12 protein-coding genes are annotated in these 16,312 nt (G+C 42.1%); 4 read left to right on the top strand and 8 right to left on the bottom strand.

Going from position 1 to position 16,312, the window contains the following annotated elements:
- Window positions 1–2: 2 nt before the first annotated feature.
- Complete coding sequence (locus MWG26_RS00490) at window positions 3–1,022, bottom strand: SPFH domain-containing protein (protein ID WP_117441050.1); 1,020 nt, start codon at window positions 1,020–1,022, stop codon at window positions 3–5.
- A 303-nt stretch (window positions 1,023–1,325) separates the two neighbouring features.
- Entirely contained in the window at window positions 1,326–2,444 is a 1,119-nt protein-coding gene (locus MWG26_RS00485; RefSeq protein WP_244062680.1) for an alpha/beta hydrolase family protein, read from the bottom strand.
- Between the two features lie 200 nt (window positions 2,445–2,644).
- Between MWG26_RS00485 and MWG26_RS00480 the strand changes: the two genes are divergently transcribed.
- Window positions 2,645–3,277: a TetR/AcrR family transcriptional regulator gene (locus MWG26_RS00480; protein ID WP_025653967.1), complete on the top strand. Its 633-nt coding sequence runs from the start codon at window positions 2,645–2,647 to the stop codon at window positions 3,275–3,277.
- Between the two features lie 362 nt (window positions 3,278–3,639).
- Window positions 3,640–4,509: an LPXTG cell wall anchor domain-containing protein gene (locus tag MWG26_RS00475; protein ID WP_025653966.1), complete on the top strand. Its 870-nt coding sequence runs from the start codon at window positions 3,640–3,642 to the stop codon at window positions 4,507–4,509.
- Between the two features lie 220 nt (window positions 4,510–4,729).
- Here MWG26_RS00475 and MWG26_RS00470 read toward each other — a convergent pair whose 3' ends face one another.
- The 4 genes from MWG26_RS00470 to MWG26_RS00455 form a co-directional block, all read right to left on the bottom strand.
- Window positions 4,730–5,755, bottom strand: a complete 1,026-nt coding sequence (locus MWG26_RS00470; RefSeq protein WP_025653965.1) for a glycoside hydrolase family protein — start codon at window positions 5,753–5,755, stop codon at window positions 4,730–4,732.
- A 6-nt stretch (window positions 5,756–5,761) separates the two neighbouring features.
- Complete coding sequence (locus MWG26_RS00465) at window positions 5,762–6,592, bottom strand: carbohydrate ABC transporter permease (protein ID WP_025653964.1); 831 nt, start codon at window positions 6,590–6,592, stop codon at window positions 5,762–5,764.
- Window positions 6,593–6,601: 9 nt separating this feature from the next.
- Window positions 6,602–7,471, bottom strand: coding sequence for a carbohydrate ABC transporter permease (locus tag MWG26_RS00460; protein WP_025653963.1), 870 nt, complete (start codon window positions 7,469–7,471; stop codon window positions 6,602–6,604).
- A gap of 221 nt (window positions 7,472–7,692) precedes the next feature.
- Window positions 7,693–8,967: an ABC transporter substrate-binding protein gene (locus tag MWG26_RS00455; RefSeq protein WP_025653962.1), complete on the bottom strand. Its 1,275-nt coding sequence runs from the start codon at window positions 8,965–8,967 to the stop codon at window positions 7,693–7,695.
- 266 nt (window positions 8,968–9,233) lie between these two features.
- On the opposite strand from MWG26_RS00455, the gene MWG26_RS00450 reads away from it, so the two are divergent.
- A complete protein-coding gene (locus tag MWG26_RS00450; RefSeq protein WP_162149248.1) occupies window positions 9,234–10,940 on the top strand; it encodes a sensor histidine kinase in 1,707 nt (568 codons plus the stop codon).
- 23 nt (window positions 10,941–10,963) lie between these two features.
- On the top strand, window positions 10,964–12,223 hold the full coding sequence (locus MWG26_RS00445; protein ID WP_025653960.1) for a response regulator: 1,260 nt from the start codon (window positions 10,964–10,966) through the stop codon (window positions 12,221–12,223).
- A 421-nt stretch (window positions 12,224–12,644) separates the two neighbouring features.
- Here MWG26_RS00445 and MWG26_RS00440 read toward each other — a convergent pair whose 3' ends face one another.
- Window positions 12,645–14,708, bottom strand: coding sequence for an AAA family ATPase (locus MWG26_RS00440; RefSeq protein WP_025653959.1), 2,064 nt, complete (start codon window positions 14,706–14,708; stop codon window positions 12,645–12,647).
- A 117-nt stretch (window positions 14,709–14,825) separates the two neighbouring features.
- Window positions 14,826–16,271 (bottom strand): response regulator transcription factor, encoded by a 1,446-nt coding sequence (locus tag MWG26_RS00435; protein WP_025653958.1) that lies wholly within the window; start codon window positions 16,269–16,271, stop codon window positions 14,826–14,828.
- Between the last annotated feature and the right edge of the window lie 41 nt (window positions 16,272–16,312).

Below are 16,312 nucleotides of genomic sequence, written 5' to 3'. Positions count from 1 at the left end.
ACTTAGTAGAGGCTTCCCGTGTTTACGATGGGCTGCGTATCATGATTGCCGCAGAGCACCACCAGCAGATTGGAAACCATGGCCGCTTTTCTTTCTTCATCCAGTTCCACAATCTCTTTTTCGTTCAGACGGTCCAAGGCCATCTCCACCATGCCGACCGCACCGTCCACGATCATCTTTCTTGCATCGATAATGGCGGAAGCCTGCTGCCTCTGGAGCATAACAGCCGCGATCTCCTGTGCGTACGCCAGATAAGTAATACGTGCTTCGATAACCTCCAGCCCTGCGTCCGCTACTTTCTGCTGAATCTCATCCCGGATTCTGGAAGCAACTACTTCACTGGAACCACGCAGACTTCCCTCATCCGCAACGCCATCACCGGTAGTATCTACATTCGGCGCCACATCGTATGGATAAATCCGTACAATATTGCGGAGCGCGCTGTCGCATTGTAATGACAGATATTCCTTGTAATTGTCTACATTAAATACTGCCTTTGCGGTATCTGTCACCCGCCACATAACTGCGATCCCAATCTCAACAGGATTGCCAAGGCAGTCATTGATCTTCTGACGGTTATTGTTCAGCGTCATGATCTTCAGAGAAATCTTTTTGCTGGAAGCTTCCCCAACGGAAATTTCATTTTTAACAGTGACTGCGAATGCCTTCTGTGCCCCGCCGTCCACATCGCCGCTCTGGTTCAGTTTTGTCTTGGCTGCCGGGTTCACGCTGGTGCAGAATGGATTCACAAAGTAAAAACCGTCATCCTTTAATGTACCAACATATTTACCGAATAGCGTCAATACCAACGCTTCCTGCGGTTTCAATACCTTCAGGCCACAGAATGGAAGCCATCCGATGCAAAGCCAGATTATGCTGATAATCAGCAGAACCGGCAGTCCGCCGTCATTTACGATCACACCGCCTAAGATACAGCCTGCAATGGCTGCTGCATAGAGCAGTATCGTAATAATCAAAACCAGCATGCCATTCTTTTTTGTACTAAGGGCCTTTTCATTCATAATAATCCCTCTCTTTCACTTCCTGGTAATAAGTAATTCTTGTTTATATATGAATGATATCATAATGATATCATTTTGTCAATTACCAATATGAGCAGAAAAGAACAATGTCTGCCGGGCAATTCCCTATTATAATAAAGGTTTATCGGTCAGCTAAGCCAACCGATAAACCTTCTGTGGTGCAGTCTTAATATTCATTGATAATAATGTGCCTGCGTATGTATTCCTGCGTGTGTATTCATCTTTAAAGTGTCATGTATACAATATGAATCACCTAAGGCATAGATTTATTGTAGCTTCTGATTATTTTAACTGATCTAAAATCCAGTCAACAGCGTATGCACATGCTTTCAGCTCTATATCATTTGCACAATGCATACTCCCTTCGTGTTCCCAATACTCTTTCACCTCGCTTGAAGATTTATGATAGAGCGCTTTTGCCCCTTCTGTTCCGATAATCGGGTCTTTTTCCGTATGCTGAACAAGCAATGGACACTTGATTTTATATAACTTATCCTCAATGTCCATCTGATGGCTTATAGCCGCAGCTTCTTCCGGGTCTGTAACGTGAAACTTCGGAAGAAAACCGTAAAGGTAGAAGTTATCGATTCCCGCAAATGGATGCATAGTGAGCTGGTCTGTTTTGGAGCATCCCCCGCGGGATACCAGCGCCTTGATATCATCACCGCAGTAGATAGCGCCGCTGGCAGCTAAATATCCTCCATAACTCACTCCCATAAGTCCAATCTTATTACCGAATCTGCCATCCGCCTTAATAAAGTCAACGACAGCCTTTATAGCCCTGTCATAATTATCTGCCGTTAAATACATATTTCTGTTTAATAGGGCCTCTCCCTGCCCCGGGCCGTCAAAGATGTTGGATACTGCTCCCCGTTCCCATAGTTTTTTTGGCGCGGTATAATTTTCCTCCTTAAAACCGGTTGCTCCGGGGACATAAATAATCACCGGCGTCTCTTTATCAATATGATCCGGCAGCACAAGATACCCCGGCATGCTGTTTCCCTCGAACGGCATCTCAACAAACTCAACTTTTTCATAACAGGTTAGCTCTTTACTCTTATGGAAGCACTCCACTAATTTACCATAAATTCTAAATTTTTCTTCATTCACTCCACGAATACCATAATCTGCAATTCTGAAAAGAGAGCATGCATTAAAATAGTAGTCGCTTGCTGTTTGTTTATGACCAAGTTTCTCGTGTTCTTCGGCATAGGCAATTGCTTTATTGCCTAGATCTTCACACACTGCTACAAAATCCTCTGCATCCTCGGGGGATACCTTTTCAAATGTTTCACAGTTAAGCTCTGTGCGGTTCATTAACACGATAAAATCCTCTGCTGCCATTCCCCCGGCTAAAATTCTCCCCATGTTTTGGGCTGGCGGACGTTTTCTGATTTCCATTTTTCTACCTCCTGTATGTAGTTGTTTATTTGTTCTTTTCTTAGTACACTGTACTAATTTGTTTGTCAATCATTATTTAGTACATTGTACTATTATATGGAAATTTACGTATTTGTTCAGTTTTGCATATACTCCTAAGCATTTACTTTCTCCGGGTCTTTTGATAGAATAGGGATTATGATGAAAAAAGGTGATATAGAATGCGTATCAATAGAAAAGAGGCCATCTGCGATGCAGCGGCACAGTTATTTAATCAAAAAGGATATGATCAGGTAAGCATGCGGGAAATTGCTAAGCATGCGGGTACAACAATAGGAAACTTAACTTATTATTTCCCTAAAAAAGAAGATATTGTGATACAGATCGTTTCGGAACTCCATGAAGATTTCCAGATATATCTCAATGCAGAACTCTCCGGTGTGGATTTGTTAAAAGATTTGATCTTGTCATTTAAAAAGGTAGAAGAGAATGAACAGCGTTTTCCGTTCTATTTTAAAAATCTTAATGATCTTGTAAAAAGCTCGGATTATTTTAAGAGTAAGGGATTTGACTTCCAGATAAAGCTTTATAATTACTATAATTCCTGTTTTATTACGCTTCAAAATGCAGACATTATTAATAAAGAATTTTCTGCTGAAGAATTAAGAATTCTTTCTCTATCCTTTACAGCACAGACAGCTGGCTGGCTTATGGAATGCATGCCTTTTTATAACGAAGGGCTTACGCCGGTACCAATTTCGAAAAATCTTTCCGTACTTTTGAAACCATATATCGTTAAGGATTATATGGACTTATATCAGGAATTATTAGATGAAATATTAAGTATATCTTGAGCTTTTATGGAATATGCGGTTCTCTGACACATCAAACACACTCTAAAGCGCCTCCCGCTGAAATGATACTAATGATAAACATAATTTCAGCTGGGGGTGCTTTTATAGATTTATATTGCTGCGAACCAAACGCAGATATCAATTCCCAAGAAACAGCCAACTCCTTGCAGAAAACAACAACAAATAACAACAAACCTTCTAAATCACACCAGAATGAGATTTATATAGTATTCTAGGATAGTAAAACTATGTCCGGCAGTCCTGTGAATAATTGATTTAGGGGAGAAAATCGGGGAGAACAGATTCCCGGGACCTGTTAGGAAGAATTATAGGAGGAAGGCTCATTTGATATAAGCTTTCAAATGACAGCAGGGGAAGACAACAGTCAGAATTTTACCTGGCACTTTACCATCCCCAAAAGGCCTATGACCGATGCAGAGCTCCTGGAGATTGCAATAGCTAATGCTGAAAAGGCTCTAAAGGCTATAGAGCCTTCGAATAATGCCTATGCTCCAGGGATTCTCCAATTAGTAAAAAATGCGATTGGTCCTGATGCCGATGTAGATTGGGTCACAGAAATGAAAATTCATCAAGCTACTACAACAAAAGAAGGCGCTGTCACAGGCGAGATACGGTTATTCGTAGGAAGTGAATGCACTATACTACCCGTATATTTGATAATCCCTAAACTTGACGAGCCTCAGAATGATCCGAACGCAGACCAGGAATATATTGAAAAAGCAAAGCAGGCAGCATATGACGCTTTAGATGCATTTGTACCATCGAACAATACAACTAAAGATGATATTTATAATGTCGTAAAAAATGCAATAGGTAAAGATATCAACATCGAGTGGTATGCTGACTTCAAAATGATCAAAGCCCAGGAAAACAAGGATGGCCTGATTGAAGAAGGATCGTTAAGATTAACAAAAGGTGAAGGGCTTAGTTATGTATCTATTAATTTAACAATACCGGCGCTGAAAGACGAGGCGGGTAATAAACCAAATGATAAGCCAAATAACAAACCGGATAATAATAAACCAAACCAGAACAATGATAAGGGGAAAACGGATAACACAACCAAACCTCAGACTACTGAAAAGCCTAAAACTGCTACAAAAGCTGTCAGCCCAAAAACTGGCGACAGCAGTATCATGATATTCTACATAATTGCATTGCTCGCAGCATGCGGGATTGCTGTTGTTTCTGTGAAGCGAAGGCGCAGATAATTTGATTTTGATATCATTCATATTGCACTGCTTGCCCAAATAGATAGGAATAATAAGCGAAATTAAGAAGCCTACTTCTGTACTTTGCAGTACTAAGCAGGCTTTTTACTAATCAGAGAGGCTAACTACTTTGCGGGCGGTTGCTCCTATTTCTATATTCGTCTGGCATATCTTTTTGTTGTAAAGGGCGATATATATAACCCTAAACACTTGGTACTCGCTATACCCGGCTTGTTGCTACAGATATGCAGCGATACTCTGTTTTTTCTTCTCCCTGCTCTTGGGTAGGATCTATATTGACAGCCTTGTCATTTTGCCTGCTTTCCCTTACAGCACAATAAAAATGATACAAGGTTCCATCCTTTTCTATAACGCAGGGTTTATGTGCATGCAGTTCATCTATCTCTCCTGCATTCCCATGTTTTAAAATCGGGGTATCCACCTTCTCCCAGTGGTACAAGTCTTCTGAAAATGCGATCCCCTCCTGTGCATGTTCTCCATCATATCCGTAATAATACATCAGCCATAATTCACCATCCTTAACCACACAGGGGTCAGCGCAAAAGTACGAATCCCAGCCAGGTTTTGTATTACAGATAACCGGCTGCCCGGATACCCGTTTCCATTCCAACATATCATCGGATACCGCCATTCCGATCTGTTCATGCCATTTCCATACCTTGCTGTCTTTGGCATTATAAAACATATAATATTTTCCGTCGTTTTCGATCAGGCAGCCTTTATATAGCCCTGCCATTTCCCAGTCATCACCGTCTTTCCAGCTCAGGACCGGTTTGTCCAGACGCGTCCAGTGATGCAGCGTTTCGTCCTCAGTATAAGCAAGTCCGATTTGGGCAGGTCCAGCCTCGTACCCCTCATCCGGATAGCTATGGTATATCATCCAGTACTTTCCATCCACCTTTTTTAAGGACGGTTTTGTGAAGAGATCATTTTCTTTCAGGATCCACATGCCTGCGACTCCACCTTTATCCCAGCCTTCCTGTTCCCCTCTTTTGAATATAATCTCCTCTTTCTTCCAATGAAGCAGATCCTGGCTTACTGCCAGGCCTGTCTGGTATCCTTTTCCGTCAAACCCTACATGCATCATATAGTATTGATTATTGTGATAAAATACGAAGGGACAATCCACTGCCATCTCATCATAAGCGCCGGGGACACCTGACGGCCCCATAACCTCTTTTCCGTATTTTACATTAGTTTTATATTTTGCTAAATCAATCTGCATATTCTGTTACCCCTTAACTGCACCTGCCAAAAGTGCGGATTCTATTCTTTTCTGAAGCAGACAATAGAGCAGTATACTTGGCAGCACTACGATAAACGATGCCGCAAACAGCTGTCCATAGTCGCTTCCAAACATACTCAAAAACTGGGACAATGCTACCGATACATTTCTTGCATTGTTGCCTGACGAAAGCATCAGGTTGTAAATGAAATCATTCCAGCTCGCCATAAATATCAGTATCGCAGCCGTTGCCATTGCCGGCTTAACAAGCGGAAGCATAATGGTAATATAGGTTCTCATAAACCCGGAACCGTCAATTCTAGCCGCTTCTTCCATTTCCTTGGGAATCGTCAGGAAATAACTTCTTAAGACAAACAATACTGACGGCATTGCGATTGCCATATAAACAAGTACAAGCCCGCTTTTCGTGTTATAAAGGTTCATTGCATTCATCAGCTTGTAAACTGGAAATATCAATGCAGATGTAGGTACGAGCATTGACATACCGATAAGTGCAAAAAGAAAGTTTTTTCCTTTAAACTCAAATCTTGCAAACACATAGGCCGACATGCTGAATATGATTAGTCCGAAAAAAATACAGAAAACGGTGATTATAAATGTATTCCAAAAGTATGTACCCAATGGTGAGTACTTAAATGCCATAATATAATTGTCAAGATTGATAGATGCCGGTAACGAAAATGCAGAATCCATAATCTCTTTATTTGTTTTAAAAGAAGAAACCAACGTCCATAAGAGCGGTACAGTGGATATTGCGATTATAAATACCAAGAAAACAATTCTTCCTAATTTTCCAATGATTTGTTCTGCCTTCATAACTACTCCTTAATCTTTTCCTATACGGAACACTTTTGTAATTAACAGCATTGCTGCTGCCCCAATCAGAATCGTCACAAATGCGATTGCATTGGCATATCCATAATTGGAATTATTCATTGCGGTCCTGAAAATCATAACCGGCAGATTCATTGTCAAATCACCCGGGCCTCCGTTCGTAGTCAAATATATGACTTCAAACGTTTTCAGGCAGTCTACCGTTGCAAGAATCAGGCATGTTCCCACTATGTTTTTGATCAACGGCATCACAATTAATCTGTTGATTTGGGATTCCGTAGCTCCGTCTACTTTTGCCGACTCATATACTTCTGTGGGTATTGCTGCTATCTCTGAAGAAATAAGCAGCATAAAAACTCCCCCATAGAAAATAGTCGTCACCGTAACCGCCAAAAATGCAGTCCTTGCGTCCTGAAACCAGTTTACATTAAAATCCTCAAATCCTATTTTACGAATGAAATCATTTACGAGCCCGATAGATGGATTAAACATGAAGTAGAATAAAAAACCGATCACTGCCAGCGGCATCATTTTCGGTATTAGATAGATTACTCTCACGGCTTTTGATAAGCGTGACTTTTTTAACGTTGCCAATGCCACCAAAAGGCTGGTTCCAACTAATATGACCCAATGCAGCACCATCCATACCATTGTATTTTTTAAGGATATATGGAAAGTGGAATCTTGAAACATTTTTATAAAATTATCGGCACCTGCGAACCTTATGGGCTCCCCCAGCTTCCAATCTGTAAATCCGGTAATTCCCACCGTAAGAATGGAATATGCGTAAAACCCCAAAAAGAGGATCAGCGTAGGAGCCAAAAAGGCTGCAAGCCAGATTTTAGTTTTTTTTGATTTCATAGATGCTCCTCCGTAACAGTTCAGACAGGTCTGCGTATTTACTGAGCAGACCGTACGAAAACAGGGTGGTTGCAGGCAGCCTATCTCCGCTCCGCTTCGATCCGTACTAAACGTGCGCCACCGGCGCACAGTACCCCATCGCCGCAGGCGAATTACAATGGGCTGGATTTGTAACAGTTCAGGCCCGCCTGAACTGTTACACTCCTCCTGCAGGGATACGTTTAGTTTGATGCATTTGTTAAATTCTCTGCAAACTGTTCAGGCGTACTCTGTCCTGTTCCCAATGCAGCGAGTTCCTGAGGAATAATAGCGGTCACTGCGGCAGGGTATACTCTCCAACAGGAGCTTACTGTATAATTAACTTCGTTTTTCATATCCAAAATCTCCATCATTAGTGGTGACAGTTCCAAAGAATCATAATCAATATTTACAGAGGCCGGAATCAAACCTAGCTGTTCCAGACGGATGGTCTGATCCTCTTTGTTGTTAAACCACTTAATAAATTCATAGGACGCCGCAGCCGTCTTCTCATCCTTGGAGCCGGAGAACCATGCATACCCTGGGTAAGATACAGCCCCTTTGCCCGGAAGATATGCTTCTCCTACCTTATCTCCCATAGCTTCCGTTAGTTCAGCAATCCTCCAAGCCCCATCCAAAACAATCGCTGTTTTATCGCTTGTAAAGTTATTTAAAGCAACGCTAATATCCGAGCCCGGAGCATCTGTTGTTGAATATTCCATAAACATTTTTTGGAGCTGTGACGCCGCTTCTATGAATTCCGGAGTGTTGTAATCAGTAAGCCCAACCGTCTTCGCCATCTCCTGCCCTTCTTCGCTTCCACTGGCCAGTGCTGCCAGAAGTGTAAGGCTTGAATACCATGCTGTCTTTGTTTCCAGAGACATAGCAGCTATTCCATCTTCTTTTAATTTTTCACATAATTTATAAAGCTCATCCCAGCTCTCTGGAAATTTTTCATAACCAGCTGCCTTTAGAATTTCCTTATTATAGAAAAACCCGAAAAAGTCTTTATGGGAGCAGATGCCATATACCTGATCCGACCCCTCATTCCATGATGCAATGTCCTCCATATCCAGCTCATCCTTCAATTCGGCATCTGCATCCAGTTTTTCCTTAAAGTCATAAAGTAAGTTTGACTTTTTGGCCAGATCGATAATGCTCTGGTCATTAGTATAGAATACATCCGGGAGTTCTCCTGATGAAACCTGTACTTTTAATTTGGCATCCATATTGGCCGTAGTAGAACCTGCAATCTCTTCAACATTTACATCAATCTCCGGATGGGCTTCCTCGAAGCTTTCCACCCTCTCTGCGAAATACTTTGCATACGGATGTGCCCCTACCCATTCACTAAAAACTGTAATACTTACCTTTCCTTCTTCCTTTTTTGCTTTTCCTCCTGCTTCCCCACCGCAAGCCGTTAATCCTGCCACCATACTAAATGCTAGCATTAACGATATGATTCGTTTTACTTTCATATTCCTTTTCTCCTTTTTGTTTTCTGATTTTTGATGAGTTCATTATATCTCAGCATAATCTATAAATAAATCAGTGGATTTTACTTGTTTTTATATATTTTTTACATTATAATGCTTTTGATCTGGAAACATGTAAAACATTTTTATATTATGTAATATTTTTACTTTTTATGGGGGTGTCCAATTTGCTGCTGCATTCAAAAAAACCTGTATCGCTTTTTGTTATAATAACCCTTATTATTTCCTTATGTATGATTACTCCCTGTATGATTGCAGGTGTTTACTTCTATGCAACTCTGAGGAATAGCACCTTTGACACAATTGAGAGAAATATCGGCTCCTCTGCAGAAAGCTCCTTCAGCTCTCTTGACTCTACTTTGCTCTCTGTAAAGAATACATATTACTCCATCATCAGCGATCCGGTAATTAACCCCGAGCTTTACAATTATATCTTTCCAGGCAATGAAACCACATTCAATGAATCTGTCGATGAGCGCCTTACGAAAATGATGTTTTACTCTACGATTTGGAACGAAAATATCCTGACTTCAATTACCCTTACGAATGATTTTAATACGTATCATTATATAGGTAACCCGAAATATGGCGTTCATCCCGGTCAGGAGGACTCTTCCTCTCTAAACATGATTACCGAAAATTGGGAAGCACTCAGTAAATCACTGGGTGCCGAAAGAATCCATACCCTGCTGCATTCCCGGGATGACTCCGGAAGCTTGTTTTATATACGTGACTATTATGGGTATCCCGACGGCGCTTTTAGAGGCCTGCTCAGTTTCCAATTAAGCGAGGAATCACTCATGTCCAATTTCAACGACTTTGATAAGTACACGGACACGCTTTGTTTTGCCTTTGATGAATCAGGTACTGTCATCATGAGCAGCAAAAAAGAGCTCCAGGGCAAAACCATATCCAATTTAACCGTTCATGGGGTCTCTTTGAAACAGATGATGGAAGATTCGGGGAACTATCTGGCCAAAACGAAAACTTTAACGAATTATCCGCTTACTGCCTGCGTACTGATTCCTCTGGATCCCATCTATCAGGAGCTTCATAGTCAATTAAGAGGATATCTGGTTATCTTTATCTGCCTGCTGCTGCTTGTTATCGTATTTGCCCTTGCAGTTTCCCGGTATGTAAGCAGATATATTAACTTACTGATTAAACGGATGACGCGGTTAAGTCAAAGCGACTATTCACAGACCCTGCCAGTATACGGGATTACAGAACTTGATAACCTAAGTACGGCTTTTACCACGATGTCCTCTCAGATCAAGAAGCTTTTAAATGAAAAGTATGCCAATGAAGTCCTCTTAAAAGAAAGTGAACTGAAAGCACTTCAGGCGCAGATTAACCCGCATTTTCTGTTTAATACACTGCTGTCAATCAGCTGGAAAGCCCGGGCAAACCAGGATATGGAATGTTACGAGATGATTACGGCACTCAGCAGCTTACTAAATGCCAATATTTATACACCCGCAACAAAGTTTATTACTTTGCAGGAAGAGCTTCAGAATGTCCGGTACTATCTGCAGATACAGAAGGTGCGCTTTGGTCCAAAACTATCTTACGATATTGATGTAGATACAAAATTGATGGACCATTTCATCCTGAAGCTTTGCCTTCAGCCACTTGTTGAAAATGCAGTTGTCCATGGTTTGGAGAATAAGGTTGAGGAAGGCACAATATTGATTACAGGAGATATCACAGATGATCAGGAAATGCTGCTCCAAATCATTGATAATGGTATTGGTTTTCACCCAGAAGAGCTAATTAGACGGCTGAACGAACCAGATGCTTCTGCGTTATCTAAATCCGAGGGAAAAGGACACCACATCGGTCTGATCAATACACACTTACGCTTAAAATACACCTATGGAGAACAATATGGAATAACCATTGACAGCACCCCGGGCGCGGGAACTACAATATCTGTCAAACTGCCGCTGTCATGACAGAGCTTAAAGGAGGATGTTCTATGTATCGAATCATGATTGTAGATGATGAATTAATTATCCGGGAAGGGATCAGCACTTTTATAGACTGGGAGGGTCTGGATTGTCAGATTGCCCACTCAGCATCCGACGGGCTGGAAGCTGTCGAATTTCTCCAGACAGCCTGTGTGGATATTATAATTACGGATATCCGGATGCCGGGAAAAAACGGCTTAGAGTTAGCAGAGTATGTCCGGAAATATGCCCCTTCCACCAAATTAATCATCCTGTCCGGATATTCAGATTTTAAGTATGCCCAGGAGGCTCTGCGTCATGGGGCATTCGACTTTATATTAAAGGACAACCCCTTAAGTAAGATAGAAAATGCTGTCCGCAGGGCAATCAGTGCCATACAGGAGGAGCAAAAAAAGCAGCGTCAGTTTGACAGTATTCAGGAGACAATTATCAAAAATCAGGAAGAGCTTCAGATAAAATTCTACCAGGATCTTGTCTACGATGTTCCGCTTTCACCGGATGAAATTATTGAAAAATCACGGCTTTATCAGGTATCCGGCACTGATTTTTACTGTATTCTCATAAAGATTCGCATTATTGGCGACTCCGCCCAGCTTAAAGAAGATTTTATCAACACAATTGCTCGATTTCTCAGAGGAATTTTCGCCTCTGTAAAACCGGTTATTTTTCCGGTACATTCAAGATACTTGTGTATTGTTTTAAATGACACAAGGAAACTCGCGCATACACCCATCGTGCCCTCCTTAAATCAGATTTTTACTTTTGCAGAAAGTTACCCTGAATACAGATTAAAAGCTGCGATCAGTACACCGCATTCTTCTATCACGGAGCTGAATACAGCTTACCTTGAATGCTGTTATTGTTTCAAACATAATGCGAAAAGTGATAAGAAAATCCTGTTTTACAGCGATGAAAATAATACATCTTCCCCCTCACACAGCCAGAATCTCCCCATAAAAAAGGCGGTACAATTTATTGAAAACAACTATAATGAGCAGATTGGGCTTACCGATATTGCAGACGCTGTTGGTCTGAATGCCAGTTATCTTAGCCGTTTATTCAAAAAAGAAACGGGAGAATCTGTCACTGAACATCTAACTTTGTTACGGATCGAAAAGGCGAAGAAACTTTTAAAGGATGATTCCTTAAGATTACGGGATGTTGCCATGGCCGTTGGTTTTAACGATGTTAGCTATTTTTCTAATACATTTAAAAAAATAGCCGGTATGTCTCCTACGGAGTTTAGAATGATTTCGGAGATAAATTAGATGATTCCATTCCTATTCGCATTCGATAAGTGAATATCCTTCATTTTAAATTGTGCCTGCATATGTTTAAAGCTTAACCATTTATATCTTCAACTATTGTTTCCAATCCTACAAAAAGACAAGGCAGCATCTAAAGCTGCCTTGTCCCTCTTCCCGTGCTTTCGCCCATACCTGATAATATTCCGCCACGTCTGCTGTTCCTGCTGGATTTCATTTAAATCCACCGGTATCTTTGGTTTATCCAGGCATTACTTTTTATATTTTCCGCTCTTCATCTAAGTCATGCAGGGAAATATAAAATTTGATCTCTTCCTTAACACCATACCCATGTCCTTTTGCCACAAATCAAACTCCTGCAGTCTATCTGTGTTCACCTGTCCTCTCTTTACCTTCTGTCCCTAGTGGATCTTCCTGCGGCCTTCTACACTTCTTCCCAAACCACTTCCGCTTCTTTTCCCCGGTGTGCCAGCCCGATGTAGAAGATCTTCCCCTTCATCCCCGCATCATACCTTTTCTCTTTCACCTGCCGGATCGCTTCTTCCGCAAGCCCGGTCAGATTCTGTGACTCTTCTTTTGTGTATTTAAATTCCAGTATGTAATGGGCATACTTTCCGGTCATATTTTTCAGAATCAGGTCGCTTCTTCCCTTACCGCTCTCCCGGTTGCTCTTGATCTCATACTCGCCATACAGACAGGAACACATTCCCAGCACCATCATATGATAGCTGTTCTCGTCCTTCAAATCATGATAGGACGGCAGCTCAAGCAAGATACGTCGGTATACATCTGCAAATACGTCCAGCTTTTCCAGACAAAGCGTATCCCCCAGTTGTGACAGTTTGCTCCCCGATACACCTAAATGATGTGCTGTCAAATCTTCAAATGCCCTCCCAACCTCATGATTTGGAATTCGAATTTTACACATCCCTCTATCTGTTTTTTCTTTCACTGTCACCATCCCGGCATTAATTAACAATCCCCAAAGTGATGCTGTACTTGCCTCTTCGTAAAATGAACTTTCCAGTTCCACCTTCGTCGTCACAGTTCCCATCTCAATCAGCTGCTCATAGTCTTCCCGAAAGTCCTCTCCGCAGTGATCCATGGCATTGCAGATCATACTGTTTTCACTGGTGTTTACCCAAAAGGGATCCAGGCGCTTCCGAAGTGCATACATACAGATCGACCAGGGATTATACAAATCTACATCGCCAATGTGGTAGCCATCGTACATCTGCCTGACCTCTTCTGTCAATTCCAGATGATAGTAATTCAAAAGCTCCGCCGTCTCTTCCTCTGTAAATCCAAAATATTGGGCATACTCTGCATCATTAACTGTACTGACCAGCAGGTTATTCAGCCCGGAAAAAATATTTTCCTTTGCCACACGCTGGATTCCTGTCAAAAATGCTTTGTCAAGATACGGATTTCCCTTCAGTGCAGATGACAATAATTGAGCCAGAACCCCTCTTATCTCCTCAAAATAACCACCCACATTTGCAGCAATAAACGGAGTGTCGTACTCATCAATAAGCAGGAATACCTTCTGTTCAAAGTACTCTTCCAATACCTGGCAAAGCAGTTGGATCGCTCCGGTGATATCATACTTTTTCTGTATCTCGCCGCTCTTAATTTCCCACAGAACCTCCAGCAGTTGTTCCACGCTTTTCCGGCACGCTTCGGACACTTGCCCGCTTTCCCAAGCAAACCGGTATCTTTCATATTCTGCCAGCAGTACATTTACCAGCCATCCCCAAAATCCTTTTTCCACATCCCCTTTCACATTCAAAAAGGATAAATACACCACAGGATATTGATTCCGGTCTTCCCAGGTCTCCGTCTGCGCAATCGCTGTTCCTTCAAAAATCTTTTCCGCGTCCTTCGTACAGTCCAGAAATTCCGCCATCATAGACATGTTCAGTGTCTTTCCAAACCGTCTCGGACGGGTAATCAAAACCACATTCTCGTAAGAATCCAAAAACTGTTCCACCAGCATGGTCTTGTCTACATAGTAGCCCCCCAGCTCACGCAGTTTGCGAAAGTCCTGCTCGCCAATTGCCAGTCCTTTTCCCAGCCCCTTTTTCTCTCTGCGGCACCTGCGCCTTTCTAGGGAATTCGGACGATTCAGCTTTTCTGTCTGCAGTTCTGCATAATAGCCGGACATGTATTCCCTCATCGTGGACGGATTACCGGACATTGGTTCACGCCCTATTGACGGACCATAACTAGATGCCGTTTCGCGAACTACCGTCGGACAGACGGTTTCTGTATTCGATATCGCAGTATCCCGCCCCACTAGTTCATCCAGTGAACAGGTAAACACATCTGCAATTTTGATCAGCATCCACAAATCCGGGGTACGCTTTCCCACTTCGTAGTTTGCATAGGTTGATCTGGAAATTCCCAACTTTTCCGCCATCTGTGTCTGTGTGAGGCCCCTTTCCGCCCGGTACCCCGCCAGCCGTTCATGAAATTCTGTCTTTGCCATAAAACTGCCTCCTCGGAACGTTTGTTCTGTTTGTTGTTTTTAGTATAGCACATATGCTTTCATTCTGCAACTTTGTTTTTCACTCTGCAACATCTTTTGTATTCCTTAAGAGACTGTTTATTCTTTTGCCGCATGCGAGGGCAGACAGTCAAAATATTTTTTAAAGGTCTTGGAAAAATGCTTCTCACTGATATATCCCACACGTTCGGCTACTTCCTTAACCGATAAAGCAGGGCTCATCCGGATAAGCTCCATAGCCTTCTTCATCCTTACCCCCGTAACAAAATCAATATATTTCTCCCCCGTTTTGTTCCGGAATATCCTGCTGATATAAGACGGACTAATATCAAAACGGTTCCCCATCTCCGCTATGGTCACGTCATTCATATAATTAGCCGCCACATACTCCTTAATCTGCTGTACAATATCCTGATTTTCGCTGTTATGATCCCACATAGCATTTTGCAGAAGATTTTGGAATTGCCGGAGCAGATCTGCATATTCTTCCCCCTCAAAACTGCTTTTCCAGACCACGGATAAATAGGAGCGCAGTGGGCGGCTGTCTATTTTTTGAAAACTGTCTTTCAGACCATCCTCCCGCTCCATTTCCTGCAGCAATTCGTTTGCCATTGCGTAATTTCCTGTCATATAACTAGCCGTAAGCATTTCTATTTTTTCACATAAGTACTGCTTTTCCATCAAATTGCTCTGCTCATTTAACTCTTGCAAGGTTATCGTCTTATAGTTTTCCTCAAGTATACGCACGTTTGAAAGCGCCAGCATAACCTGTTTATCCATATACAGCTCCTTAAAATCCTTTGCCGCCGCCCACACAGCTGCGATTCTCGCATCTGTGTCAAATACATCCCGATGGTGGCGCAGATAAGAATGCAGCTTCATATATTCTCTTCCTTCTATGATCAGACATAGTTCACTGGTCTGCAGGAAAAACAAAGCATAGCGGTCCCCGCACTCTATATTTTTTTTCAAATAGTCCGAAAGGTTTTCATACAGCTTTGCATACATTTCCTGCCTCTTTTTATTTTCATCCGTATCCAGGAAGAATATATATATGCTGTAAACGCTGTCCTTTCCCGCAGGCTGCATCTGCTTAATCCCACCTGCCATATCTGCCAGGGCAAAAGCCCGGCTTACCCTGTTTTCAAACAGCTGATTCTGGTTCTGAAGCTTTTCCTGCTTTTCTTTCATAAGACCTTCCATAAGCTGTTTCAGTTGATCAATATCCAAAGGTTTCAGCAGATATTCCTTGACTCCAAGGCCGATCGACCGTTTCGCATATTCAAATTCCGCATATCCGGTCAGAACGCACCACTGAGTCTCCGGCGACTTTTTGCGGCATACCTCCAGGGCGTCCAGCCCATTGATTTTGGGCATATTAATATCCAGAAATACAATATCATAAAATTCCTTTTCCACCATACGGATCATTTCTTCCCCGTCTTTTGCCTGTGAAATGTGATGCACCCCCGGATACAATTCCTCCAGCATAGACAATAAACTAAGCCTTATCAGCCTCTCATCATCTGTTATTAAGATCTTCATAACTCACCTCTGCCTTCCCCCCTATAATAGATTTTTGTAAC

The organism is Faecalicatena contorta (genome assembly GCF_022835095.1).
Taxonomy (GTDB): domain Bacteria; phylum Bacillota; class Clostridia; order Lachnospirales; family Lachnospiraceae; genus Faecalicatena; species Faecalicatena contorta.
The sequence above is the reverse complement of the archived record's forward strand: the minus strand, read 5'-3'. Positions and strand labels throughout refer to the sequence as shown.

Excerpts from the sequence above, each read along its gene's own strand:
- MWG26_RS00465 (WP_025653964.1), bottom strand. The coding sequence starts at position 6,592 with ATGAAGGCAGAACAAATCATTGGAAAATTAGGAAGAATTGTTTTCTTG.
- MWG26_RS00445 (WP_025653960.1), top strand. The coding sequence starts at position 10,964 with ATGTATCGAATCATGATTGTAGATGATGAATTAATTATCCGGGAAGGG.
- MWG26_RS00485 (WP_244062680.1), bottom strand. The coding sequence starts at position 2,444 with ATGGAAATCAGAAAACGTCCGCCAGCCCAAAACATGGGGAGAATTTTA.
- MWG26_RS00470 (WP_025653965.1), bottom strand. The coding sequence starts at position 5,755 with ATGCAGATTGATTTAGCAAAATATAAAACTAATGTAAAATACGGAAAA.
- MWG26_RS00460 (WP_025653963.1), bottom strand. The coding sequence starts at position 7,471 with ATGAAATCAAAAAAAACTAAAATCTGGCTTGCAGCCTTTTTGGCTCCT.
- MWG26_RS00480 (WP_025653967.1), top strand. The coding sequence starts at position 2,645 with ATGCGTATCAATAGAAAAGAGGCCATCTGCGATGCAGCGGCACAGTTA.
- MWG26_RS00435 (WP_025653958.1), bottom strand. The coding sequence starts at position 16,271 with ATGAAGATCTTAATAACAGATGATGAGAGGCTGATAAGGCTTAGTTTA.
- MWG26_RS00450 (WP_162149248.1), top strand. The coding sequence starts at position 9,234 with ATGATTGCAGGTGTTTACTTCTATGCAACTCTGAGGAATAGCACCTTT.
- MWG26_RS00475 (WP_025653966.1), top strand. The coding sequence starts at position 3,640 with ATGACAGCAGGGGAAGACAACAGTCAGAATTTTACCTGGCACTTTACC.
- MWG26_RS00490 (WP_117441050.1), bottom strand. The coding sequence starts at position 1,022 with ATGAATGAAAAGGCCCTTAGTACAAAAAAGAATGGCATGCTGGTTTTG.
- MWG26_RS00455 (WP_025653962.1), bottom strand. The coding sequence starts at position 8,967 with ATGAAAGTAAAACGAATCATATCGTTAATGCTAGCATTTAGTATGGTG.
- MWG26_RS00440 (WP_025653959.1), bottom strand. The coding sequence starts at position 14,708 with ATGGCAAAGACAGAATTTCATGAACGGCTGGCGGGGTACCGGGCGGAA.